Source organism: Celeribacter halophilus, from assembly GCF_018860305.1.
In the GTDB taxonomy this organism is placed as follows: domain Bacteria; phylum Pseudomonadota; class Alphaproteobacteria; order Rhodobacterales; family Rhodobacteraceae; genus Celeribacter; species Celeribacter halophilus_A.
In genome coordinates this window covers 1-21,741 of record NZ_JAHKPE010000019.1, presented here as the reverse complement: position 1 = coordinate 21,741, position 21,741 = coordinate 1, and the positions used below count along the sequence as shown (strand labels likewise).

Here is a 21,741-nt window from a genome sequence, read left to right as displayed (position 1 = left end):
CCATACAAAATGGAACCACCAAGGGAAAGCTCATAGAGGGAGCAGACAATATGGCACAGGTTCCCGGAGCAATACCCGGCGTCATTCTCGCCGGAGGTCAGGCGGAGCGACTTGGCGGGATCGACAAGGGTCTCATGGAGTTGGGCGGCACGCGCCTGATCGAGCGGATCATCGACCGGCTCGCCCCGCAATGCGCCACGCTGGCCATCAGCGCCAATGGCGACCCGAAACGCTACGCCGAATTCGGCTACCCGATCCTGCCCGATGGCCGCGCCGAGGCCCAAGGGCCGCTGGCCGGTGTGCTGGCGGGTCTCGACTGGGCCGCGATGAAGGGGTTCAGTGCCATTGTGACCGTGGCGACAGATACGCCGTTCTTCCCGACCGATCTGGTCGCGCGGCTCCATGCCGTCTCCCAGCCCGAAGGCTTTGGCATGGCCGTCACAGAAGAGGCCGGAGAGACCCACTGGCACCCGACCTTCGGGCTTTGGCCTGTGGCTTTGCGTCATGATCTGCGGATCGCGCTTCAACGGCACCAGCGCCGGATGCGGCAATTTGCCGAGGGCAAGGGCGTGATCCCTGTGGTCTTTGCGGCAGATGGGGCCAATGATCCGTTCTTCAACATCAACACGCCCGAAGAACTCACCCAAGCCGAGTCCCTGCTCAGCCGCGTTTGATCAGATAGGCTTGCGTCTCACCGTCGTCTTGCATCGACAGGTAGTGATGGCCCGCCTCCTGACAGAAATGCGGCACGTCGATCACGGCGGCGGGGTCTGACGCCAGTAGCCGCAAGACCTGCCCTGTCTCCATCGCCAAAAGGCGTTTGCGCGCCTTGAGCACCGGCAGGGGACAGATCAGCCCCACAGCGTCCAGTTCGTCATCCCACTCGTCATCCCAGTGGGTCGTGTCAGAATGTTCTGTTGTTGCACTCATATGATGAGGCTTAGAGCAGGCCCGAGGCCCCTGTCCAGAGACAAGATTTTCGCGCGGGCCTTGCCTGCGGTGTTTCAGGCATATGTGTCATCAAGCCGCGCCCGCAGGTAGTCCGCCGCCCGCACGGGCGGGTATTGCTGGCCCGTCATGTTGGGCAGAGGCGCAACCACGCTATCGGGGTTCGGGTCGAGGTAGAATGCCGCCAATGTGCGCGGTTCGGCGGGCGGCAAGAGCCGGTGCGGCGCAGCGCGGTAGAGACCGTTGGTCCAGCGCATAAGCACCTCTCCGACCATCACCATCACTGTGTCGGGTTCTTCCGGAATATCCTGCCACTCACCCGAACGGCTGCGAAACTGAATCCCGCCCACGCCATCGGTCAGCACGATGGTCAAAGCGCCGTAGTCGAATTGCGGCACTTCGGACAAGGGCTGATCCGGCGCGGCGGGGTCACTTGGCGTATGAGACAGGCGCAGAGTTGCCATCGGTTCGGAAAAATGCGGCTGGAAAAACCCTTGCGGCATATCAAGGTCACGCTCCACCGCCCGCATGAGGCCGCGTCCGAGGCCCAGCATTTCCTTATAGTAGTCGCGCATCACATCGCGGAACAGCTCGTCTTCGGGCCAGAGGTTCGGCGCACGGAACGGCTCTCCGGCCAGAACACGCGGATCGTCGGGACGCAGGTCTAGGCCGATGCTGAAGCTCTCCTTGCGCAGAGGAACACCGCCCTGACCGCCTGCGCGCTCGACGCCCGGACCGGCCCAACCGCGATTGCAATTCGAATGACGAATGTCCAGCGGGGCCTTCTCCGCCTCGGGCAGCGCGAAAAAGGCATTGGCCTCACCCAGCACATCCCGAAGCAGCCCGCGGGGGATACCATGGTCCGACAGAAGGCAGACACCTTCCCGACGACAAGCCGACCCGAGTTCTGCGGCAAATCCGTCAGGGTTCTTACCTGATATAAAGTCTCTGTAATTCAATATCTGTATCATATGTCGTCTTTCAAATGCAGTGTCTGCGCCCTCCTCCGGCCCGCTGATCCGCAGACCGATCAACCGGTCCTTCCACGATACATCCCCGCCGTCTCTCCCATTCCACAACCTATAGGTGAACCATCGGAAATCGGGGCTGTGCTGAAACCCCGTGCAGTTTCAGAGCCATATGATCAGTTTCGATGCGGAAGCATTTTGCTCCAAAGCGCTTTCACAATCGCGCGCATTCGCCAGCCTATCGCGGTTCCGCAGCAGGCAAATTTTTCAATACCGATAAAAAAGGTTCACAGAACCATCACAAAACGCGCGTAGGCGAACACCTGTGCAAAGCCATGCAGGCCGGAGGTTTTTCGGGCTGTTGGCTCTGTGTCTCTCCTGAAGGGGGAAGGATCGGAGCGCCGCCCAACGGGTGTGGCGCGAAACGGATGAATAAGCCCCGACGCGGGCTCAAACCGGAGACAGTGTGATGAACACGACCAAATTCACAGCCGCCGCAACGGCTTTCGCCCTTTTGGGCGGTGCCGCTTTTGCGGAAACCGAAATCACATGGTGGCACGCTATGGGCGGCAACCTCGGCGAAACCGTCAACAAAATCGCCGAAGGTTTCAACGCCTCCCAAGACGAATACAAAATCACGCCTGTGTTCAAAGGCTCCTACGAAGAAACCCTGACCTCCGGCATCGCCGCTTTCCGTGCCGGTGAACAGCCGAACATCATGCAAGTGTTCGATGCGGGCTCTGCCACTGTGATCGGGGCCAAGGGTGCCACTGTTCCGGTGCAGGATCTGCTCTCAGAGAATGGCGTCGATTTCGACATCGAAGACTACATTGCGGGCGTGCGCTATTTCTACGCGGACACCGATGGCAAGATGATCGGCATGCCGTTCAACTCCTCCTCGCCGGTGATGTATTACAACGCCGACGCTCTGGAAAAAGCCGGTGTCGAAGCGCCGCGCACCTATGAAGAGTTCGAAGCCATCGCGCCGAAACTCAAAGACGCCGGTTACATCCCGCTCGTGCAGACGCACCTGCCTTGGGAAATGGTGGAGAACTTCCACTCCCGCCACAACCTGCCGTTCGCAACCAACAACAACGGCTATGACGGCGCAGAAGGCACCGAGATTCTTATCAACTCCGATGAGATGAAAATGCACTTCACCAAGGTCAAGGAATGGCTCGACGACGGCTATTTCGGCTTTTTCGGCACCGGCTGGTCCGACAATCAGGCGCAGTTCGAAGCCGGCAATGCCGCCATGTATATCGGTTCTTCGGGTGACTTCGGTGGTCTGACTGCCAAAGACCTGCCGTTCGAATGGGCCTCCACCTACCTGCCCTATTGGGAAAGCATCACGCCGGAGGGCTACCAGACCTTCATCGGTGGCGCATCGCTCTTCGCTATGGCTGGCAAATCCGCAGAAGAGAACAAGGCCACGGCCGAATTCTTCCGCTACCTGACCTCGGCAGAAGTCCAATATATGTGGCACAAGGAAACCGGTTACGTTCCGGTGACGACCGCGGCTTATGAGCTGGCCAAGGCCGATGGTCACTACGACCGTTTTCCCGCCGCCGAAACCGGCCCGAAACAGTTGATGCTGCAAACTGGCGACAACACCAAAGGCTATCGCATGGGCTTCTACGTTCAGATCCGTGACGTGGAAAACCGCGAATTGTCCCGTGTCCTGTCCGGCGAAACCACCGTCGAAGACGCTCTGGCGACCATCGAGAAAGAAGGCAACGCCCTTCTCGCCCGCTTCGCCAAAACACAAGGCTAACCCCCTTTTCAACGACACATCCGGCGGCCGCAGTTTTGCGGCCGTCGGCTTTCCAGAAAGGTTCCCCCATGAAACGTGCCGGTTTCGACTCGCGCTGGCTGCCGATCCTGCTGCTGGTACCCCAGCTGACGATCATCGCCGTTTTCTTCTATTGGCCCGCTGTCTATGCACTGAAATCCTCCTTTTTCCTGCAAGACCCCTTCGGGTTCGGCCAGACCTTTGTGGGGCTGGAAAATTACACCTCGCTGTTCGATTCCTCCGAATATCTCAAGGTCGCCAATTTCACCGTGCTGTTCACCGTTCTGGTCACGTTCTTCTCGCTGGCGCTGGCGCTTTTGCTCGCGGTCAAGGCCGACAACGTGCTGCGCGGGGCCAAGACCTATCGCACGCTTCTGATGTGGGTCTACGCGGTGGCGCCTCCCGTGGCGGGGTTCATGGGGCTTCTCCTGTTCAACCAGCGCTGGGGGCCACTCATGGAGCTGTTCGGCCATTTTGGTTGGGAGTTCGAGATGGGGGCGGACTACTCCGACACCGCCTTTGCCATGATCATGATCTCGATCTGGAAACAAGTGCCGGTAAATTTCATCTTTTTCCTCTCGGGGCTTCAGGCCATCCCGAAAGCCGTGCGCGAGGCCGCGTTGATCGACAACCGCTCCGCCTCCGGCCGGTTCTGGGACGTGACCTTTCCGCTGCTCGCGCCGACCGGATTTTTCCTTTTGATCATCAACATCACCTATGCGCTCTTTGACACTTTCGGCGTGATCGACACGGTCGTGCGCGGCGAGCCGAGCAACAATCCGATGACCCTCGTCTACAAGGTCTATGTCGACGGGTTCCGCGGCAATGATCTCGGCGGCTCTTCGGCGCAATCCGTGATCCTGATGGTGCTGGTTCTGGCTCTGACCGTGTTCCAGTTCCGCATGGTCGAACGACGCATCCATTATACATGAGGCAGGACAATGGCTGATATCACCTCTTCCGTGGCCGTTCCGGCCCCAACCCGCCGCCGCATCCGCTGGTCGCTCATAGCCGACCACGCCATCCTGATTGCCGGCTCGCTCTTTATGCTTCTGCCGCTTCTGGTATTGCTACAAACCGCCTCCACCCCGGACCTCGAAACGATGAAGAACGGGCCGGGGCTCTATTTCGGCGACCAGCTTGACGACAATTTCCGCAAGGCGATGTTCGAAGCATCAGGCTTTTCAGGGGCCAACACCGGCCTGTCGATGCTCAAGAACTCTCTGATCCTCGGGCTCGGCTTTGCCTTTGGCAAGATCGTCATTGGCATGATGGCCGCCTATGCGATTGTCTATTTCCGTCTGCGCTTTGCGACACTGGCCTTCTGGCTGATCTTCACGACGCTTTTGCTGCCGCTTGAGGTCCGCATTCTGCCGTCTTACGAAATCACCCAGAAACTCGGCCTGCTCAACACCTACACGGGGTTAATCGTCCCGCTAATCGCATCGGCCACCGCAACCTTCTTTTTCCGCCAGTTCTTCCGCTCCGTGCCCGAAGAGCTTGTAGAAGCCGCCCGCATCGACGGCGCGGGGCCGGTGAAATTCTTCATCGATATTCTCGTGCCGCTCTCGCAAACCATGATCGCGGCGATGTTCATCATCATGTTTGTCTATGGCTGGAACCAGTATCTCTGGCCCACGATGATCACCACCGAAGAGGACATGTACACGCTGGTGCGCGGCATCAAGCAGATCGTTCAGGTGCTCGAAGGCAATGAAATCCCGCAATACGGACGCGCGAACGTTCTGGCGATCATCTCCGTGATCCCGCCCGTGGCTGTCGTCATCTTTTTCCAGAGCTGGTTCGTCAAGGGCCTCACGGAATCCGACAAATAAGGACTAAATCAATGGCTCAGGTTACGTTGGACTCTGTCCGCAAAATCTACCCCAATGGCGTCGAGGCCGTCTCTCCCGCCTCTTTCAACATTCCCGATGGCGAATTTGTGGTGCTTGTCGGCCCCTCCGGCTGTGGCAAGTCCACGCTCTTGCGCATGATCGCAGGGTTGGAAGACATCACCGACGGGGCGCTCTCGATCGGGGATCGTGTGGTCAACACGCTTGATCCGGCGGATCGGGACATTGCAATGGTGTTCCAGAACTACGCGCTCTACCCGCATATGACCGTGCGCAAAAACATCGCCTACGGCCTCAAGAACCGAAAAACGCCCAAAGACATCATCGCGCAAAAGGTCGATGAGGCGGCAAAGATGCTCAACCTCACCGAATATCTCGACCGCAAACCCGCGCAACTATCCGGTGGCCAGCGCCAACGTGTCGCAATGGGCCGCGCCATTGTGCGCGATCCGGCGCTGTTTCTCTTTGACGAGCCGCTGTCGAACCTTGATGCCAAACTGCGCAACCAGATGCGGATCGAGATCAAAGCCTTGCAACGGCGTCTGGGTGTGACCTCGGTCTACGTCACCCACGATCAGGTCGAAGCCATGACCATGGCAGACCGGATCATCGTGCTCAACAGCGGCAAGATCGAACAGATCGGCACGCCTGCGGAAATCTACCACAATCCCGCCTCGACCTTTGTGGCCTCTTTCATGGGCGCGCCGCCGATGAACCTTGTGGCAGGCGAACTGGACAGCGGGCATTTGAGCTTCGCGGGTCTCTCCCTGCCTGTGCACGCGGATCATCGTGGACCAGTCACGATGGGCGTGCGACCGGAAGACCTCGTCATTGACCCCGACGGCCCGCTGCATATGGAGGTCGAACTGGTCGAAGAACTGGGTGCGCATCGCCTTTTGCATGGCATGGTCGACGGTCAGAGCCTGACGGTGCACCTGACCAAAGAGATCAAAGCACACACAGGCCCACTGCGCCTGTCCTGTCATCCCGACCGCCTGCGCCTGTTCCATCCCGAGACCGGCAAACGCATGGACGCGCAGATGGCCACACAGCCGCGCACACAGACCGAAAGTGTCGCCTCATGATCTCGCTTCTCGACACGTTGCCCAAGGTCACCGCCTCCCAACGCAAGGCCCTCCTGTCCGCGCCTCGCACGGCAGAGGCCCATCGCGCCATGATGGCCGATGTTCTCGCGATGAACGCGGTGCAGCTTGGCGGTGCAGCCTCACAGGACAGCCTGCCATCCGAGTTCACCGTCGCCGCATGGAATGTCGAACGCTGCCTGTTCCCGCAAGACAGCGCAGAGCACCTCGCGCAACTCTCCGCTGATGTGGTGCTGCTCTCCGAGGTCGATCACGGCATGGCCCGCACCGGCCAGCGCCACACCACTGAAGAGGTCGCCGGAGCGCTCGGGATGCGTTACGCCTACGGTGTCGAGTTTTTCGAGATGGATCTGGGCGGCCCGACTGAACGCGCCTATTGCACGGATGATTTCAACGCGCTGGGATGGCACGGCAATGCGGTGCTCTCGAACGTGCCGCTCGACAAGGTGACGCTGATCCGTCTCGACGATCATGGTCATTGGTTCGCCTCGGACAACGGCGCCGCCGACCCTGACCAACCCCGCCTTGGCGGACGCATGGCGATTGCCGCTGTCCTGCCCTCGACGCAGGGAGACATCTGCGTGGTCTCGACCCATCTGGAAAGCAATGCCAATCCGGCGCATCGTCATAGGCAGTTCGAGATCCTCCTCGACGCGCTGGACGATTTCGCGCCCGATATGCCTGTGTTGATCGGCGGGGATCTCAATACCGGCAACCATATCCCGCCCGATTTCGATCACCGAGATGAAACGCTGTTCGCACAGGGCGAGAGCCGCGGATATGACTGGAGCTTCACCGCAGAGGGCATGACCACGCGCCCATCTCTCATCACCCCGCATCCTGATCGCGAGATGAAGCTCGACTGGATCGCCGCGCGTGACATGCAGTGCCTCGATAAAGGCGTGCTCTCCTCCATCGACAAGAACGGTCGCCCTTTGGCCGATCATGATTGCGTTTGGGCGAAGGTGTCTCTTTAACCTGAACCAACATTTCGGCCCCGATCAAAGTCGAGGCCCTCCCCTCTTTCCCTACAAACAAAACACCCCGCAGTCTCCTGCGGGGTGTGTGTCATGTCCAGAGAATCCGAGCGCTCGGCTCGCGGTCCGCTTCAATTGCGCGTGCTGCGCAGATACTCGGTCCAGCAAGGCACCGGCTCATGGGCACTCAGAGCTTTCAATGCGCGGGAGAGTGCTGCGAAGGGGCGCGGAAAGAGCGGGAAGGCGGCGGCGCGTGGCATGGTCGGATCCTCTGTCACTTGTACGTGTCTGGTCGCAGGCTCAGATGCGCGCTGCGGTTTCGCGTGCGATGTCGAGAATGTCACCGCGGGAAAGACCGATGTCTGCCAGTTCGTGATCCGAAAGCGCATCAAGCTGGTTGTAGGTGGTCGTGAACGCACGTTGACGGGCAAAGCTCAGACGGATGCCTTCAAACATGTTGCGCACAACGGAAATGAGGCCGGTGCCAGCAGTGCGGGAGATATCGGTGTAATGTGCCATTTTATGTTCCTTTGTCTCGGGGCCCCATGCCCCGCGAATCTGTGTTTCTGGGTTCTCTTTAGGAGTGAGGCTCATGTAGTGGGGACCAGCCCCTATGACATCCCCCAGTTTGCGAGACTCCGGTATGCACAAAATGCATGCAGTTTTAAAACTGCTCTTTTTTTGAACCTAACTGCTTTCCAGATGTGCAATTCACCCTGCCGAAACGTCCGTCAACACACAGAAACCAAACGACAAAAGAAAACGCCCCGCTGTCTCCGGCGGGGCGTTTCAAATTGTAAACTCACGATAAACGTGGGCTGCGCTCAGCCGCGTTCCTCGACGATTTCGACGAGGTGCGGGATGGATGCAACCATGCCGCGGATGGAAGGCGTATCTTCCAGCTCACGGGTTTTGTGCATCTTGTTCAGGCCGAGACCGATAAGGGTCTGGCGCTGTTTGGCCGGGCGACGGATCGGGGAGCCGATCTGTTTCACAACGATGGTTTTAGCCATGTCTCAGTCTCCTTACGCGTCAGCGGTTTCAGTGGCCGGTTCATCCTTTTTGAGGATTTCGGCGACTTTTTTGCCACGGCGCTGAGCCACGGTACGCGGGGAAGCCTCTTTCTTGAGACCGTCCAGCGTTGCGCGGATCATGTTATACGGGTTTTGCGAGCCAATAGATTTGGCAACCACGTCCTGAACACCAAGCATTTCGAACACAGCACGCATCGGACCACCGGCGATGATACCAGTACCTTGCGGTGCGGTGCGCATGACGACTTTACCGGCACCGTGACGACCTTCGACGTCGTGGTGCAGGGTGCGGCCCTCTTTGAGAGCAACGCGGATCATCTGGCGCTTGGCTTGTTCGGTGGCTTTACGAATGGCCTCAGGGACCTCTTTCGCTTTACCTTTACCGAAGCCGACGCGGCCTTTTTGGTCGCCCACAACCACGAGAGCAGCAAAGCCGAAGCGCTTACCACCTTTTACGGTTTTGGACACACGGTTGATCGCGACCAGACGATCAGAGAATTCCGGGTTTTCGTCGCGATCGCGACCCCGACGGTTATCACGTTCTGCCATAGAACTTTCCTTTGAACAGGTGGCGCATGGCCCATGTGGGGGCGCCGTTTAACTCGATCCAAGTGGCCGCCCGAAAGGACAGTCCCGGATCATCGGGAAGGGGACCTTCCGGCCCCCTTCCTCAAGTCTTAGAACTTCAGACCACCTTCACGGGCAGCGTCGGCGAGAGCCTTCACCTTGCCGTGGAAGAGGAAGCCACCACGGTCGAAGTAACATTCTTCGACACCGGCTTTCTTCGCGCGCTCTGCAATCGCTGCGCCAATTTTGGTCGCGGCTTCGACGTTGTTCTTGCCAACCATGCCGAAATCCTTCTCCAGAGTGGAGGCGGCGGCGATGGTTTTGCCCTGAACGTCGTCGATCAGCTGAGCGCTGATGTTCTTGTTCGAACGATGGATCGACAGGCGAAGCTTGCCGACATTGTTCTTGCGAAGCTTGTTCCGAACGCGCAAGCGGCGTTTCAGAAACAGGGTACGTTTGCTGTTTGCCATGATGAGCGTCCTTACTTCTTCTTGCCTTCCTTGCGGAAGATATACTCGTCTTTGTATTTGATACCTTTGCCTTTGTAGGGCTCGGGCTTGCGCCATTCGCGGATGTTTGCCGCGACTTGGCCGACGAGTTGCGGGTCGGTGCCCTCGACAGTGATCTCGGTCGGTTTCGCAGCTGTCACAGTGACGCCTGCGGGAACCTCGAAGTTCACCTCGTGGGAGTAACCCAGGTTGAGTTTAAGCGTGTTGCCCTGCATCTGGGCACGATAACCAACACCGTTGATCTCCAGCTCTTTCTTGAAGCCGTCGGTCACGCCGGTAACCATGTTACCGATCATAGTGCGGGACATGCCCCATTGCTGGCGGGCACGCTTGGATTTGCCACGCGGAGTGACGGTGATCACGTTGTCTTCGACAGCGAGGGTCACATCGTCCGAGGCGGTGAAGGAGTGAGAGCCTTTCGGGCCCTTCACTTCGATGGTCTGGCCGGACACAGAAGCAGTTACGCCGCTGGGCAGGTCGACCGGTCGTTTACCAATACGAGACATCGAAAGACCTCCTTAGAAGACGGTGCAAAGCACTTCGCCACCAACATTGTTGGCACGAGCGTTTGCGTCCGACATCACACCTTTCGGGGTGGAGACAATCGACACACCGAGGCCCTGACGGACCGACGGGATGTCCTTGACACCGAGGTATACGCGACGGCCAGGTTTGGAGACCCGTTGCAATTCGCGAATGACCGGAGTGCCTTCGAAGTATTTGAGGCTGATTTCAAGGCTCGGATGGCCTTTGGAATCGGTGCCTTTTTCGTAACCGCGGATGTAACCCTCATCGAGCAGCACATCCAGGACCCATGCCCGCAGCTTGGAAGCCGGGGTAGAGACAGTGGATTTGCCACGCATTTGAGCGTTGCGGATACGGGTGAGCATATCGCCGATAGGATCGTTCATTATCTGTGCTCCCTTACCAGCTCGATTTCACCAGACCGGGGATCTGGCCGAAGGAGCCAAGTTCCCGCAGCATGATCCGGGAGACCTTCAGCTTACGGTAGTAAGCGTGAGGACGACCGGTCAGCTGACAACGGTTGTGAAGACGTGTAGCCGAGCTGTTGCGCGGCAGTTCAGCAAGCTTCAGGGAAGCGCGGAAACGCTCTTCCATCGGCTTCTCTTGATCATAGATGATCTCTTTGAGAGCAGCGCGCTTGGCGGCGTATTTGGCCACCAGCTTCTCGCGCTTGCGCTCACGGGCGATCATGGATTTCTTAGCCATGTTCTCTAAACTCCTCGCGCGATCAGCTGTTGAAAGGCATGTTGAAAGCTTTCAACAGGCTCTTTGCTTCAGCATCGGTTTTCGCCGTTGTGGCGATGACAATGTCCATACCCCAGACTTCGTCCACTTGGTCGAAGTTGATCTCGGGGAACACGATATGCTCTTTGATGCCCATGGCGTAGTTGCCACGGCCGTCGAAAGATTTGCCGGAAACACCGCGGAAGTCGCGGATGCGGGGCATAGCGATCGTGATCAGACGGTCGAGGAATTCATACATACGGTCGCCACGAAGAGTGACTTTCGCGCCAAGCGGCATATCTTCACGAACGCGGAAACCAGCGATGGATTTCTTGGCTTTCGTGGTGAGTGCCTTTTGACCGGCGATGGCCGAGAGATCTTCCTGAGCGGATTTCGCTTTTTTGGAATCACGCACAGCTTCAGCACCGCAACCGATGTTGAGAACGATTTTGTCCAGACGCGGGATCTGCATGTCGTTTTTGTAACCGAACTCTTCTTTGAGAGCGGCACGAATGCTGTCCTTGTATGCGGCCTTCAGACGCGGGGTGTAATCGGTGGTATCGAGCATCAGATCACGTCTCCCGTAGTTTTGGCGTAACGCACCTTTTTGTCGCCTTCGAATTTGAAGCCGACGCGGGTGGCTTTGCCGTTGGCGTCGAGAAGCGCGAGGTTCGACAGATCGATCGGAAGAGCTACCGGCTTGCGGCCACCCTGATCGCCCTGCGTTGCACGCACGTGACGGATGGCGATGTTCACGCCTTCCACAATGGCTTTGCCTTTGGCGGGCAGCACAGTGGTGATTTCACCCTGTTTGCCTTTGTCTTTGCCGGCAAGCACGACGACCTTGTCGCCTTTTTTCAACTTAGCAGCCATTAGAGCACCTCCGGAGCGAGCGAGATGATCTTCATGAAGTTCTTCGCGCGAAGCTCACGAACCACCGGCCCGAAGATACGGGTACCGACCGGCTCGTTGTTGTTGTTGAGGATAACGGCCGCGTTGCGATCAAAACGGATCGCTGTCCCGTCTTCACGACGGACTTCTTTGGCGGTGCGAACGACGACGGCCTTGCGGACGTCCCCTTTTTTCACACGGCCACGCGGAATTGCTTCCTTGACCGACACCACAATGATGTCGCCCACGGAGGCATAACGACGGTGTGAACCGCCGAGGACCTTGATGCACTGAACACGGCGAGCGCCGCTGTTGTCAGCTACATCCAGATTGGTCTGCATCTGGATCATTCGGTTTCTCCCGACCTTTGGGGCGACCTGCAGCGATCGTGATCCCCAGGGTTTCGATTAAGCTGGGAGGAGGCTTGTTCAATCACAGATTAAACGAGCACTTCCCAACGCTTGGTTTTCGACTTCGGAGCACATTCCACGATGCGGACGGTGTCACCGACGTTGAATTGGTTGTTCTCATCGTGAGCCCGGTATTTCTTGGACTTACGGATGGTCTTTTTCAGAACCGGGTGTTTGAAACGACGTTCAACAGACACGGTAACAGTTTGTTCGTTTTGGTTCGAGGTTACGACCCCGGAAAGAATACGCTTCGGCATAGGTGTCGCTCCTTATTCGGCTGCAGATGCAGCTTTTTCGTTCAGAATGGTTTTCACACGAGCGGCCGCACGGCGCGCTTTGCGGATCTGAGCGGTATTTTCGAGCTGACCCGTGGCCTGCTGAAAGCGCAGGTTGAAGGATTCTTTCTTCAGGTTGGCAAGCTCGGTCTTGAGCTCGTCCGGCGTTTTGGCACGCAGTTCTTGGGCGTTCATAATTCGCCTCTCCTTGGTTCCTGTTAGCACCGGAATGCGCCCTTTTTAGGGGTGACATTCAGTCCGGTGGGTTATGTCAAAGCACACGAATCCCCTGACGGGGAATCTGCGAGATGCGTTCCTATAAGGGGGTATTGCCGTGCTGGCAAGGGCCAGAATGCCCGCGCCCGTGCAAACACCGGTTAATTCGGCAATTGCACCGGATAATATGTCCCCGCCCAGCCCTCAAGCGTATCGCGGGCCTCGATCTGCACTTCGGTCACGCCGTCGGGAATGTCCACACCGGACAAGGATCGTGTGAAGGGCTGCTCATGGACATGCGGATGAGCGAGGACACGGTGGCCCAGTTCGGTCCCGTCCATATCCAGCACCCGCCATCCATCGGCATAATGGTCCCACCCCGTATCGGGATGCGAGAGCGTGACATCAAAGCGCCACGCCTCTCCCGAACGAGTGACGTTGACCTCTTCAATCACGGGAGGGTCGGCGGCAAGCGGAGAAGCAGCGAGGAGAATAACAGCAATATATTTCATGACCTCACCTTAACATACCAGCACCCTATACCGCATCACATCTTTATCAGCAAAACCCCGCGCCAAGGCACGGGGTCTCACAATGTATCAAAGGGCGATCAAACCAGAAGGCGTGCGCTTATTCCTCTTCCGCCTCACCGGCAGAGACATATTTCGAAGCGTAATTCTGTTCCCCGATCCGTTCGATCAGACTCAGTTGCAATTCCAGCCAGTTCTGATGCCCCACCTCGTCAATCGCGATGGTCTCGAACAATCTCTTCGTCTTGAGATCACCCGCCTCATAAGCCGCTTTCGCCGCCTTGGTGTAGAATTCGGTGGCCTCTTTCTCGTCAGCGAGATCCATGTTGAACATGTCTTGCAGCGACTTGGCGACTTTCGGCGTGGTGGCAAATGCCATTTCCGGCTCTCCGCCCAACTCGAACATCCGCTCAAGGAACAAGTTCGAGTGACCGGTCTCTTCCTCAAACTCCTCGCGCATCTGGTCGGCCAGCTTGTCCAGCCCCCAGTCGTCAAGCACATGGGCGTGCAACTGATACTGGTGCGCGGCGCTCAACTCCATCTGGAGTGCGGTGTTGAGGTTCTTCAGCGTGGTTTCATTGGTCATGGTGTGGCCTCCTGTTCATTTACTTTATACATGGGGCTGCGAGTGAAAATTTCATCCCGAGATTGCGCTTTTTCTGCGCACATGCGATGTGGCAAAAGGGCACTCCAGTGCCTCCCCCTTATTCAGCGGAGAGCAACATGGCCGATATCGAATCCCTTTTCGTCACCCGTCTTTACAAAGCCAAACTCGGTGAATTCTCCCCCGAGGTCGATCAGGACGAGTTGTTCGACAGCTGCTATGCCATTGCCGAAGATGACGAGGCCGGCCAGAAATGGTGCGAGGACAAGGGCTATCCCGGTTACACCTCCTACGCTTCACTCACCGACCTGCCGTGGCGCTTTCCGATCTTCAAGGACATCGTTGAAAGCCTCGACCAGCACGTCGCCAAATTCGCCGAGGATTTGCAGTTCGATCTGGGCGGGCGCAAGCTGGTGCTCGAAGATCTCTGGATCAACATCCTGCCCGAAGGCGGCTATCACTCCGCCCATATCCACCCCCATTCCGTGATCTCCGGCACAACCTATGTGGCCATGCCGGACGGGGCCTCCAGCCTGCGCCTCGAAGATCCGCGCCACGCCATGATGATGGCCGCGCCTGCCCGCATCAAGGACGCGCGCCGCGAGATGCAGAACTTCATCTATGTGGCACCAGAAGCGGGGGACATCCTGCTGTGGGAAAGCTGGCTGCGCCACGAGGTCATGATGAACCAGTCCGAATTCGATCGGGTCTCGGTCAGCTTTAACTACAAGTGGGGCGAGTAACGGCCCGCAATCACGGGCCGGAACGGTCTCAACGCCGCTCCAAAGCCCGCTCGATCCGCTCCAAACGCGCCAACACGTCGTCACGGTAATCCCCCGTGGCGGCGTTTTCTTCTTCGGCATGGGCATCCTGCATGGTCGAGACGATAAGACCGACAACAAGGTTCATCACTGCGAAGGCCGTAATCAGGATGAAGGGCACAAAGAACAGCCATGATTGCGGATGGACCTCCATCACCGGACGCACGATCCCCATCGACCAGCTTTCCAACGTCATAACCTGAAAGAGCGTGTAGAGGGACGCGCCCAGCGTTCCGAACCATTCGGGGAAGGTCGGGCCGTAGAGTTTCGTTGCGATCACCGAGCCGATGTAAAAGATAATCCCCGTCAACAGAAAGACAGAGGCCATGCCAGGCAGCGCGAGGATGAAGGCTTCGACCACCCGACGCAGGCTCGGCAGAACCGAGACCACGCGCAAAAGCCGCAAGATACGCAGGGCACGGAGCACGGAGAGCCCCTCCCCCACCGGCGAGAGCGAAATCCCCACAATGGCAAAGTCAAAGAGGTTCCAGCCGTCGCGGAAAAACCGTGGCCCCTGCGCATAGATTTTGGCGAGCAGCTCCAGAACAAAGATGCTCAGGCAAATCATGTCGAGCGTCTCGATCAACCACCCTGCCCGCGCCATGACCTTGCCGGAAGTTTCAAGGCCGAGGATCACAGCGTTGAACAGGATCACTCCCATAATGAAGTGACGCGTCACGGGACGGTCAAGGAAATCGGAAATCTGTGTGCGCATCTTGGCCTCTATGGGTCAGTTCGCCGTAGAGATAGTGGAGTGGGCGGGCAGCTTAAAGCCCTGAACCGGCTCTCTTTGCATATGCAGAAAGAAAAACCCCCACCAACTGCTTGGCGGGGGTTTCTATATTTGCTCTGGTGTTTTTTTCATCGCCTTTCAAAGAAAAGCAAGAAAGACCCGTGACACTCCACTCTCGCGGAAAGCACGTCTTACCAGTCTTCGCGAACCACGGTGCGGGTTTTGATCGGAAGTTTCATTGCAGCAAGGCGCAGAGCCTCACGAGCAACATCTTCCGAAACACCGTCGAGTTCGAACATCACGCGGCCCGGTTTGACTTTGCAGACCCAACGGTCAACAGAGCCTTTACCTTTACCCATACGCACCTCGACCGGTTTCGCGGTCACAGGGGTGTCGGGGAAAATGCGGATCCAGACACGGCCCTGACGCTTCATGTGACGCGTCATGGCACGACGTGCAGCTTCGATCTGACGCGCAGTGATACGCTCGGGCTCAACGGCTTTGAGGCCGAATGTGCCGAAAGTCAGATCGGAACCACCTTTTGCCTGACCGTGAATACGGCCTTTGTGCATTTTGCGGAATTTTGTACGCTTTGGCTGAAGCATGTCTCAGATCTCCTTAGCGACGGCCGCGGTCGCCGCGAGGCGCCGGACCAGCTTGAGCTTCTTCGGCGCGACGGTCACGAGCCTGCGGATCGTGTTCCATGATCTCGCCTTTGAAGATCCAGCATTTGATGCCAATGATGCCGTAGGCGGTTGTCGCTTCCGAGTGGGCGTAATCGATATCAGCCCGCAGGGTGTGAAGCGGCACACGGCCTTCGCGATACCATTCGGTACGCGCGATTTCGGCACCACCGAGACGACCGGCAACGTTCACGCGGATGCCAAGGGCACCCATACGCATGGCGTTTTGCACGGAGCGTTTCATGGCACGACGGAAGGACACACGGCGCTCAAGCTGCTGCGCGATGGACTCGGCAACGAGTTGGGCGTCAAGCTCCGGCTTGCGCACTTCAACGATGTTGAGGTGCAGCTCGGAGTCGGTCATCGTGGCGATTTTCTTGCGCAGGGTTTCGATGTCTGCGCCTTTCTTGCCGATGATGACACCCGGACGTGCAGTGTGGATCGTAACGCGGCACTTCTTGTGCGGGCGCTCGATGATCACACGGCTGATGCCGGCTTGCTTGCATTCTTCCTTGATGAAATCACGGATCTTGATGTCTTCGAGAAGAAGATCACCGTAATCCTTGCTGTCGGCGTACCAGCGGCTATCCCAGGTGCGGTTGACCTGGAGACGCATGCCAATCGGGTTAACCTTATGACCCATTAGTTTTGCTCCTCAACTTGACGCACCTTGATGGTGATTTCCGCGAACGGCTTCATGATCTTGCCAAAACGACCACGGGCACGCGGGCGACCGCGCTTCATGGTGAGGTTTTTGCCAACCCAAGCTTCGGCGACGATGAGTTCATCGACGTCGAGACCGTGGTTGTTCTCGGCATTGGCAATCGCACTTTGCAGACATTTCTTGACGTCTGCAGCGATACGTTTGTTGGAGAAAGTGAGGTCCGTAAGGGCCTTGTCCACTTTCTTACCACGGATCATCTGAGCCACGAGGTTCAGTTTCTGCGGCGAAACGCGAAGCATTTTGGTTTTCGCCATTGCTTCGTTGTCAGCCACGCGACGGGGATTTGCTACCTTACCCATGACTTACTTCCGTTTCGCTTTCTTGTCTGCGGCGTGACCGTAGTAGGTCCGAGTCGGTGCATATTCACCGAACTTCTGACCGATCATGTCTTCCGAGACGTTGACGGGGATATGCTTGTGACCGTTGTACACACCAAAGGTGAGACCAACGAACTGCGGCAGGATGGTGGAGCGGCGGGACCAGATCTTGATGACCTCGTTGCGACCGCTCTCGCGAGCTTTTTCGGCCTTCTTGAGGACGTATGCGTCCACAAACGGGCCTTTCCAGACAGAACGTGCCATATCTTAGCGACCCTTCTTCTTGGCGTGACGCGAGCGGATAATAAGCTTGCTGGACGCCTTGTTCTTGTTGCGCGTTTTTGCGCCTTTGGTCGGCTTGCCCCAGGGCGTAACCGGGTGACGACCACCAGAGGTCCGGCCTTCACCACCACCGTGGGGGTGATCGATCGGGTTCATAACAACACCACGCACGGAGGGGCGGATGCCCTTGTGGCGGTTACGACCGGCTTTACCGAAGTTCTGGTTGGAGTTGTCAGGGTTGGACACGGCACCAACGGTGCACATGCATTCCTGACGCACGAGGCGCAGTTCGCCAGAAGAAAGGCGGATCTGGGCGTAGCCACCGTCACGACCAACGAATTGGGCGTAGGTCCCTGCTGCACGGGCGATCTGGCCGCCTTTGCCGGGCTTGAGCTCGACGTTGTGCACGATGGTACCAATCGGCAGACCGGAGAACGGCATAGCGTTGCCGGGCTTCACGTCAGCCTTGGAAGAAGCAACAACCTTGTCGCCAACTGCCAGACGCTGCGGAGCCAGGATGTAAGCCTGTTCGCCGTCTTCATATTTGATAAGCGCGATAAACGCGGTGCGGTTCGGGTCATATTCGATCCGTTCCACGGTCGCTGCGACGTCAAACTTGTTCCGTTTGAAATCGACAACACGATAGAGACGTTTTGCCCCGCCGCCTTTGCGACGCATCGTGATCCGTCCGGTGTTGTTCCGGCCGCCATTCTTGGTCAAACCCTCGGTGAGAGATTTGACCGGACGCCCTTTCCAAAGCTCCGAACGGTCGATCAGAACCAACCCACGTTGGCCAGGCGTCGTCGGTTTGTACGACTTAAGTGCCATAGTTTCTGTCTTCCGTTTGCTTTGGGTCATGTGATGTAGCGGTTCGCTACGACCCGTTTTCGTCTAAGGCCGGGGGCTTGGTGACCCTCGTCCCACACAAATCACGGGCCCCAAGAACGAATCCGGGGCCGTGAGATGGGCGGTGTATAGGGGGAGTTGGGAGTGGAGTCTATAGCGGAGAGGAAATAATCCACTATGGGTGACTTTCGCGGTGAAGATATGCGCACAAGTGCGAAGCGCGCTTTCCCTATGATGTACCTACAACAGATCGCCAGACAGGCCGTAGAAACGACCTGCGCACCAGACAAGTTCCCTCAATATGGCCGCAGAAACTTCCAACAAACGAAAGCCCCCCACTTTCGTGGAGGGCTTCTTCATCTCTACCAGTTCCGAGAGTCTCAGAGACCGGTGGTCACGTCGATCGAGTTACCTTCTTCGAGCGTGACGTAGGCTTTCTTGACGTCTTTACGCTTGCCGGGCTGACCGCGGAAACGCTTGGTCTTACCTTTGGTGACAACCGTGTTGACCGCTTTCACCTTCACACCAAAAAGCTCTTCAATCGCTTTTTTGATCTGCGGCTTGTTGGAGTCGATGGCGACTTCAAAAACCACAGCACCGTTTTCAGAAGCCAGCGTGGCTTTCTCGGTGATGATCGGCTTGCGGATCACGTCGTAGAGTTCAGCTTTGTTGGTCATTTCAGGCGAGCCTCCAGAGCTTCGACCCCTGCTTTGGTGATCACGAGCGTGTCACGTTTCAGGATGTCATAGACGTTGGCGCCAATGGTCGGCAGCACGTCAACGTTGGCGAGGTTCGCAGCCGCAGCTTTGAAGTTCGCATCAACGTCAGCACCATCGATCACCAGAACGCGCTTCCAGCCCTGCTCTTTGACAGCTTTCGCCAGCAATGCGGTTTTGGCTTCTGCGAGTTTCGCATCTTCCACAACCACGAGATTGCCAGAGGCCGCTTTCGCGGAGAGTGCGTGCTTCAGACCAAGCTTGCGGAATTTCTTCGTCAGCTCGTGGCCATGGGAACGCGGGGTCGGGCCTTTGTAGATACCACCTTTACGGAAGATCGGTGCCTTGCGGGAACCGTGGCGTGCGCCGCCGGTGCCTTTTTGGCGATAGATCTTTTTGGTGGAGTAGGACACTTCCGAGCGGGTCTTGACCTTGTGCGTGCCTTGCTGCGCGTTGTTACGCTGCCAGCGAACCACACGGTGCAGGATGTCTGCACGCGGCTCAAGACCGAAAAGAGCCTCGTCGAGGTCCAGTTTGATCACGTTGAAAGTCATGCTTCACCTCCTTCTGCCGGAGCTTCTTCGGCAGGTGCCGCAGTTGCTTCGGTGGCAGCGGATTTCAGAGCGGCCGGAAGGGGAAGATCGGCAGGAGCCGCTTTCTTCACAGCGTCTTTGATGGTGACCCAGCCGCCTTTGGAGCCCGGAACAGCGCCTTTGACCATGATCAAGCCACGGTCGGCATCCGTACGGACAACCTGAAGGTTTTGGGTGGTAACACGGGCAGCACCCATGTGACCGGCCATCTTTTTCCCTTTGAACACACGACCCGGGTCTTGACACTGACCGGTGGAACCGTGGGAACGGTGGGAGATGGACACACCGTGCGTTGCACGCAAACCGCCGAAGTTGTGGCGTTTCATGGCACCGGCAAAACCTTTACCGATAGATGTGCCGGAAACGTCAACATACTGACCTTCGAGGTAGTGGTCAGCGGAGATTTCCGCGCCCACTTCGATCAGCTTGTCTTCGTCCACGCGGAATTCAGCCACTTTGCGCTTCGGTGCGACATTGGCCGCAGCGAAGTGACCGCGCATGGCTTGCGAGGTGCGTTTTGCTTTTGCGTTGCCCGCGCCGAGCTGAACAGCGGTATAGCCGTCTTTCTCGGTGGTACGTTGGGCAACCACTTGCAAGTTTTCGAGTTGAAGAACGGTCACGGGAATCTGCTTCCCGTCTTCCATGAAGAGGCGGGTCATGCCGACCTTCTTCGCGATAACGCCAGAGCGCAACATATCTATTGCCCCCCCTTAGACTTTGATCTCGACATCCACACCAGCGGCGAGGTCGAGCTTCATCAGCGCGTCCACGGTCTGGGGGGTCGGGTCAACGATGTCGAGAAGACGCTTGTGCGTACGGATCTCGAACTGATCGCGGGATTTCTTATCGATGTGAGGACCACGGAGAACCGTAAACTTCTCAATCTTGTTCGGCAGCGGGATCGGGCCACGGACCTGAGCGCCAGTGCGCTTTGCCGTGTTGACGATTTCCTGTGTCGACGCGTCGAGCACGCGGAAATCAAATGCCTTCAGCCGAATACGGATGTTCTGGCTTTGCATTGCATTGCCTTTCTTAGGCTTATTGAGGTTGAGAGGAAGATGCACGCGCATCGCACACCCTCGTCGAACCTTTTGGTGCGGTTGACCCAAGGTCAAAGACCTATACCGAATCCCTACACCAACACTCGCCTCGCGACGAATTCGCGCGATATAGATGGGATTGGAGGATGTGGCAAGAGTGTTTGTGCAACTCGCACGTTTTAAACCGGCACATCCACGAAGATGTTTCAGTTCACAGACCTTCGTCCCAAGATGGATTGCCAACAAAAAGGGCCCCACTTTCGTGAGGCCCTTCCGTCTCTTAATCAGCGAGGCTGATTATTCGATGATTTTGGACACAACGCCCGAACCAACGGTGCGGCCGCCTTCGCGGATAGCGAAGCGGAGACCTTCTTCCATAGCGATCGGAGCAATCAGCTCAACCGCGAATTTCAGGTTGTCACCGGGCATAACCATTTCCGTACCTTCCGGAAGCTCAACGGTGCCGGTCACGTCGGTGGTCCGGAAGTAGAACTGCGGACGATAGTTCGCGAAGAACGGCGTGTGACGGCCACCCTCTTCCTTGGTCAGGATGTAGACCTCGGATTCGAACTTGGTGTGCGGGTTCACGGAGCCCGGCTTACACAGAACCTGACCGCGCTCAACACCTTCACGGTCCACACCACGCAGAAGCGCGCCGATGTTGTCGCCTGCTTCACCGCGGTCAAGCAGTTTGCGGAACATTTCAACGCCGGTACAGGTGGTTTTCGTGGTGTCTTTGATACCAACGATTTCGATCTCGTCACCCACGTTGATCACACCGCGCTCGACACGACCGGTCACAACAGTCCCGCGACCGGAAATCGAGAACACGTCCTCGATCGGCATCAGGAACGGCTGGTCAATCGCACGCTCGGGCTCGGGGATGTAAGCGTCGACAGCTTCCATCAGTTCGCGGATCTTGTTCTCGCCGATTTCAGGATCGCGGCCTTCCATAGCGGCCAGAGCGGACCCTGCGATGATCGGAATATCGTCGCCCGGGAAGTCGTATTCGGACAGAAGTTCACGAACTTCCATTTCAACGAGTTCGAGAAGCTCTTCGT

The 21,741-nt window shown here is 57.5% G+C and carries 35 protein-coding genes; 7 read left to right on the top strand and 28 right to left on the bottom strand.

Features of this window, described 5'->3' with window-relative positions; translation table 11 throughout:
• Positions 1–50: 50 nt before the first annotated feature.
• Positions 51–674 carry a molybdenum cofactor guanylyltransferase MobA gene (gene mobA, locus KO492_RS04430; protein WP_216043850.1) on the top strand — a complete coding sequence of 208 codons (624 nt, stop codon included), beginning with the start codon at positions 51–53 and terminating at the stop codon, positions 672–674.
• On the opposite strand, the gene KO492_RS04425 is transcribed toward mobA, so the two are convergent.
• On the bottom strand, positions 661–930 hold the full coding sequence (locus KO492_RS04425; RefSeq protein WP_216043849.1) for a sulfurtransferase TusA family protein: 270 nt from the start codon (positions 928–930) through the stop codon (positions 661–663). The two genes, mobA and KO492_RS04425, sit on opposite strands and share 14 nt — an antisense overlap.
• Before the next feature lie 74 nt (positions 931–1,004).
• Positions 1,005–1,919: an isopenicillin N synthase family dioxygenase gene (locus KO492_RS04420; RefSeq protein WP_216043848.1), complete on the bottom strand. Its 915-nt coding sequence runs from the start codon at positions 1,917–1,919 to the stop codon at positions 1,005–1,007.
• 466 nt (positions 1,920–2,385) lie between these two features.
• Between KO492_RS04420 and KO492_RS04415 the strand changes: the two genes are divergently transcribed.
• The 5 genes from KO492_RS04415 (at position 2,386) to KO492_RS04395 (ending at position 7,641) form a co-directional block, all read left to right on the top strand.
• Positions 2,386–3,690: an extracellular solute-binding protein gene (locus KO492_RS04415; protein WP_216043847.1), complete on the top strand. Its 1,305-nt coding sequence runs from the start codon at positions 2,386–2,388 to the stop codon at positions 3,688–3,690.
• Between the two features lie 68 nt (positions 3,691–3,758).
• Positions 3,759–4,640, top strand: coding sequence for an ABC transporter permease subunit (locus tag KO492_RS04410; protein ID WP_066608636.1), 882 nt, complete (start codon positions 3,759–3,761; stop codon positions 4,638–4,640).
• A 9-nt stretch (positions 4,641–4,649) separates the two neighbouring features.
• A complete protein-coding gene (locus tag KO492_RS04405) occupies positions 4,650–5,543 on the top strand; it encodes an ABC transporter permease subunit (RefSeq protein WP_216043846.1) in 894 nt (297 codons plus the stop codon).
• 11 nt (positions 5,544–5,554) lie between these two features.
• Complete coding sequence (locus tag KO492_RS04400; RefSeq protein WP_216043845.1) at positions 5,555–6,646, top strand: ABC transporter ATP-binding protein; 1,092 nt, start codon at positions 5,555–5,557, stop codon at positions 6,644–6,646.
• Entirely contained in the window at positions 6,643–7,641 is a 999-nt protein-coding gene (locus KO492_RS04395) for an endonuclease/exonuclease/phosphatase family protein (RefSeq protein WP_216043844.1), read from the top strand. The genes KO492_RS04400 and KO492_RS04395 overlap by 4 nt, the downstream gene beginning before the upstream one ends.
• A 131-nt stretch (positions 7,642–7,772) precedes the next feature.
• On the opposite strand, the gene KO492_RS18760 is transcribed toward KO492_RS04395, so the two are convergent.
• The 15 genes from KO492_RS18760 to KO492_RS04325 all read right to left on the bottom strand — a co-directional run bounded on the left by KO492_RS18760 (position 7,773) and on the right by KO492_RS04325 (position 13,907).
• Positions 7,773–7,901, bottom strand: a complete 129-nt coding sequence (locus tag KO492_RS18760; RefSeq protein ID WP_289847566.1) for a hypothetical protein — start codon at positions 7,899–7,901, stop codon at positions 7,773–7,775.
• Positions 7,902–7,941: 40 nt separating this feature from the next.
• Entirely contained in the window at positions 7,942–8,160 is a 219-nt protein-coding gene (locus KO492_RS04390) for a DUF1127 domain-containing protein (protein ID WP_216043843.1), read from the bottom strand.
• Positions 8,161–8,465: 305 nt separating this feature from the next.
• Positions 8,466–8,654, bottom strand: a complete 189-nt coding sequence (rpmD, locus tag KO492_RS04385; RefSeq protein ID WP_066608627.1) for a 50S ribosomal protein L30 — start codon at positions 8,652–8,654, stop codon at positions 8,466–8,468.
• A gap of 12 nt (positions 8,655–8,666) precedes the next feature.
• Positions 8,667–9,224: a 30S ribosomal protein S5 gene (gene rpsE / locus KO492_RS04380; protein ID WP_066608623.1), complete on the bottom strand. Its 558-nt coding sequence runs from the start codon at positions 9,222–9,224 to the stop codon at positions 8,667–8,669.
• 128 nt (positions 9,225–9,352) lie between these two features.
• A complete protein-coding gene (gene rplR / locus KO492_RS04375; RefSeq protein ID WP_216043842.1) occupies positions 9,353–9,712 on the bottom strand; it encodes a 50S ribosomal protein L18 in 360 nt (119 codons plus the stop codon).
• Between the two features lie 11 nt (positions 9,713–9,723).
• On the bottom strand, positions 9,724–10,257 hold the full coding sequence (gene rplF / locus KO492_RS04370) for a 50S ribosomal protein L6 (protein WP_216043841.1): 534 nt from the start codon (positions 10,255–10,257) through the stop codon (positions 9,724–9,726).
• A 12-nt stretch (positions 10,258–10,269) separates the two neighbouring features.
• Positions 10,270–10,662 (bottom strand): 30S ribosomal protein S8, encoded by a 393-nt coding sequence (rpsH, locus tag KO492_RS04365; protein ID WP_066608614.1) that lies wholly within the window; start codon positions 10,660–10,662, stop codon positions 10,270–10,272.
• Positions 10,663–10,675: 13 nt separating this feature from the next.
• Complete coding sequence (gene rpsN, locus KO492_RS04360) at positions 10,676–10,981, bottom strand: 30S ribosomal protein S14 (protein WP_066608612.1); 306 nt, start codon at positions 10,979–10,981, stop codon at positions 10,676–10,678.
• Between the two features lie 22 nt (positions 10,982–11,003).
• Positions 11,004–11,567: a 50S ribosomal protein L5 gene (rplE, locus tag KO492_RS04355; RefSeq protein ID WP_216043840.1), complete on the bottom strand. Its 564-nt coding sequence runs from the start codon at positions 11,565–11,567 to the stop codon at positions 11,004–11,006.
• On the bottom strand, positions 11,567–11,872 hold the full coding sequence (gene rplX, locus KO492_RS04350; protein ID WP_066608603.1) for a 50S ribosomal protein L24: 306 nt from the start codon (positions 11,870–11,872) through the stop codon (positions 11,567–11,569). Before rplX ends, rplE begins: the two co-directional genes overlap by 1 nt.
• Positions 11,872–12,240 (bottom strand): 50S ribosomal protein L14, encoded by a 369-nt coding sequence (gene rplN, locus KO492_RS04345; RefSeq protein WP_009574016.1) that lies wholly within the window; start codon positions 12,238–12,240, stop codon positions 11,872–11,874. The genes rplX and rplN overlap by 1 nt, the downstream gene beginning before the upstream one ends.
• Before the next feature lie 89 nt (positions 12,241–12,329).
• Positions 12,330–12,557 carry a 30S ribosomal protein S17 gene (rpsQ, locus tag KO492_RS04340; protein WP_066608601.1) on the bottom strand — a complete coding sequence of 76 codons (228 nt, stop codon included), beginning with the start codon at positions 12,555–12,557 and terminating at the stop codon, positions 12,330–12,332.
• 12 nt (positions 12,558–12,569) lie between these two features.
• Positions 12,570–12,770, bottom strand: coding sequence for a 50S ribosomal protein L29 (gene rpmC / locus KO492_RS04335; RefSeq protein WP_066608599.1), 201 nt, complete (start codon positions 12,768–12,770; stop codon positions 12,570–12,572).
• Between the two features lie 182 nt (positions 12,771–12,952).
• Positions 12,953–13,303, bottom strand: a complete 351-nt coding sequence (locus KO492_RS04330; RefSeq protein ID WP_216043839.1) for a hypothetical protein — start codon at positions 13,301–13,303, stop codon at positions 12,953–12,955.
• A gap of 118 nt (positions 13,304–13,421) precedes the next feature.
• Positions 13,422–13,907 (bottom strand): bacterioferritin, encoded by a 486-nt coding sequence (locus KO492_RS04325; protein ID WP_216043838.1) that lies wholly within the window; start codon positions 13,905–13,907, stop codon positions 13,422–13,424.
• 137 nt (positions 13,908–14,044) lie between these two features.
• Between KO492_RS04325 and KO492_RS04320 the strand changes: the two genes are divergently transcribed.
• Entirely contained in the window at positions 14,045–14,668 is a 624-nt protein-coding gene (locus KO492_RS04320; RefSeq protein WP_216043837.1) for a TIGR02466 family protein, read from the top strand.
• Positions 14,669–14,696: 28 nt separating this feature from the next.
• Here KO492_RS04320 and KO492_RS04315 read toward each other — a convergent pair whose 3' ends face one another.
• The 11 genes from KO492_RS04315 to KO492_RS04265 form a co-directional block, all read right to left on the bottom strand.
• The gene (locus KO492_RS04315) at positions 14,697–15,461 is read right to left on the bottom strand and encodes an ion transporter (protein WP_216043836.1); all 765 of its coding nucleotides are present in this window, start codon (positions 15,459–15,461) and stop codon (positions 14,697–14,699) included.
• A gap of 209 nt (positions 15,462–15,670) precedes the next feature.
• Positions 15,671–16,084, bottom strand: a complete 414-nt coding sequence (rplP, locus tag KO492_RS04310; RefSeq protein ID WP_216043835.1) for a 50S ribosomal protein L16 — start codon at positions 16,082–16,084, stop codon at positions 15,671–15,673.
• A gap of 13 nt (positions 16,085–16,097) precedes the next feature.
• A complete protein-coding gene (gene rpsC, locus KO492_RS04305; RefSeq protein WP_066608566.1) occupies positions 16,098–16,805 on the bottom strand; it encodes a 30S ribosomal protein S3 in 708 nt (235 codons plus the stop codon).
• A complete protein-coding gene (gene rplV / locus KO492_RS04300) occupies positions 16,805–17,185 on the bottom strand; it encodes a 50S ribosomal protein L22 (protein WP_066608564.1) in 381 nt (126 codons plus the stop codon). Before rplV ends, rpsC begins: the two co-directional genes overlap by 1 nt.
• A 3-nt stretch (positions 17,186–17,188) precedes the next feature.
• Positions 17,189–17,467, bottom strand: a complete 279-nt coding sequence (gene rpsS / locus KO492_RS04295; protein WP_066608563.1) for a 30S ribosomal protein S19 — start codon at positions 17,465–17,467, stop codon at positions 17,189–17,191.
• Between the two features lie 3 nt (positions 17,468–17,470).
• Entirely contained in the window at positions 17,471–18,313 is an 843-nt protein-coding gene (gene rplB, locus KO492_RS04290; protein ID WP_066608561.1) for a 50S ribosomal protein L2, read from the bottom strand.
• Between the two features lie 398 nt (positions 18,314–18,711).
• Positions 18,712–19,008 (bottom strand): 50S ribosomal protein L23, encoded by a 297-nt coding sequence (locus tag KO492_RS04285; protein ID WP_066607452.1) that lies wholly within the window; start codon positions 19,006–19,008, stop codon positions 18,712–18,714.
• A complete protein-coding gene (rplD, locus tag KO492_RS04280; protein ID WP_066607449.1) occupies positions 19,005–19,601 on the bottom strand; it encodes a 50S ribosomal protein L4 in 597 nt (198 codons plus the stop codon). The genes KO492_RS04285 and rplD overlap by 4 nt, the downstream gene beginning before the upstream one ends.
• On the bottom strand, positions 19,598–20,332 hold the full coding sequence (gene rplC, locus KO492_RS04275) for a 50S ribosomal protein L3 (protein WP_170845893.1): 735 nt from the start codon (positions 20,330–20,332) through the stop codon (positions 19,598–19,600). Before rplC ends, rplD begins: the two co-directional genes overlap by 4 nt.
• An 18-nt stretch (positions 20,333–20,350) precedes the next feature.
• Entirely contained in the window at positions 20,351–20,659 is a 309-nt protein-coding gene (gene rpsJ, locus KO492_RS04270) for a 30S ribosomal protein S10 (RefSeq protein ID WP_066607445.1), read from the bottom strand.
• Positions 20,660–20,977: 318 nt separating this feature from the next.
• A partial coding sequence (locus KO492_RS04265) for an elongation factor Tu (RefSeq protein ID WP_216043834.1) occupies positions 20,978–21,741 on the bottom strand: 764 nt, incomplete at its 5' end.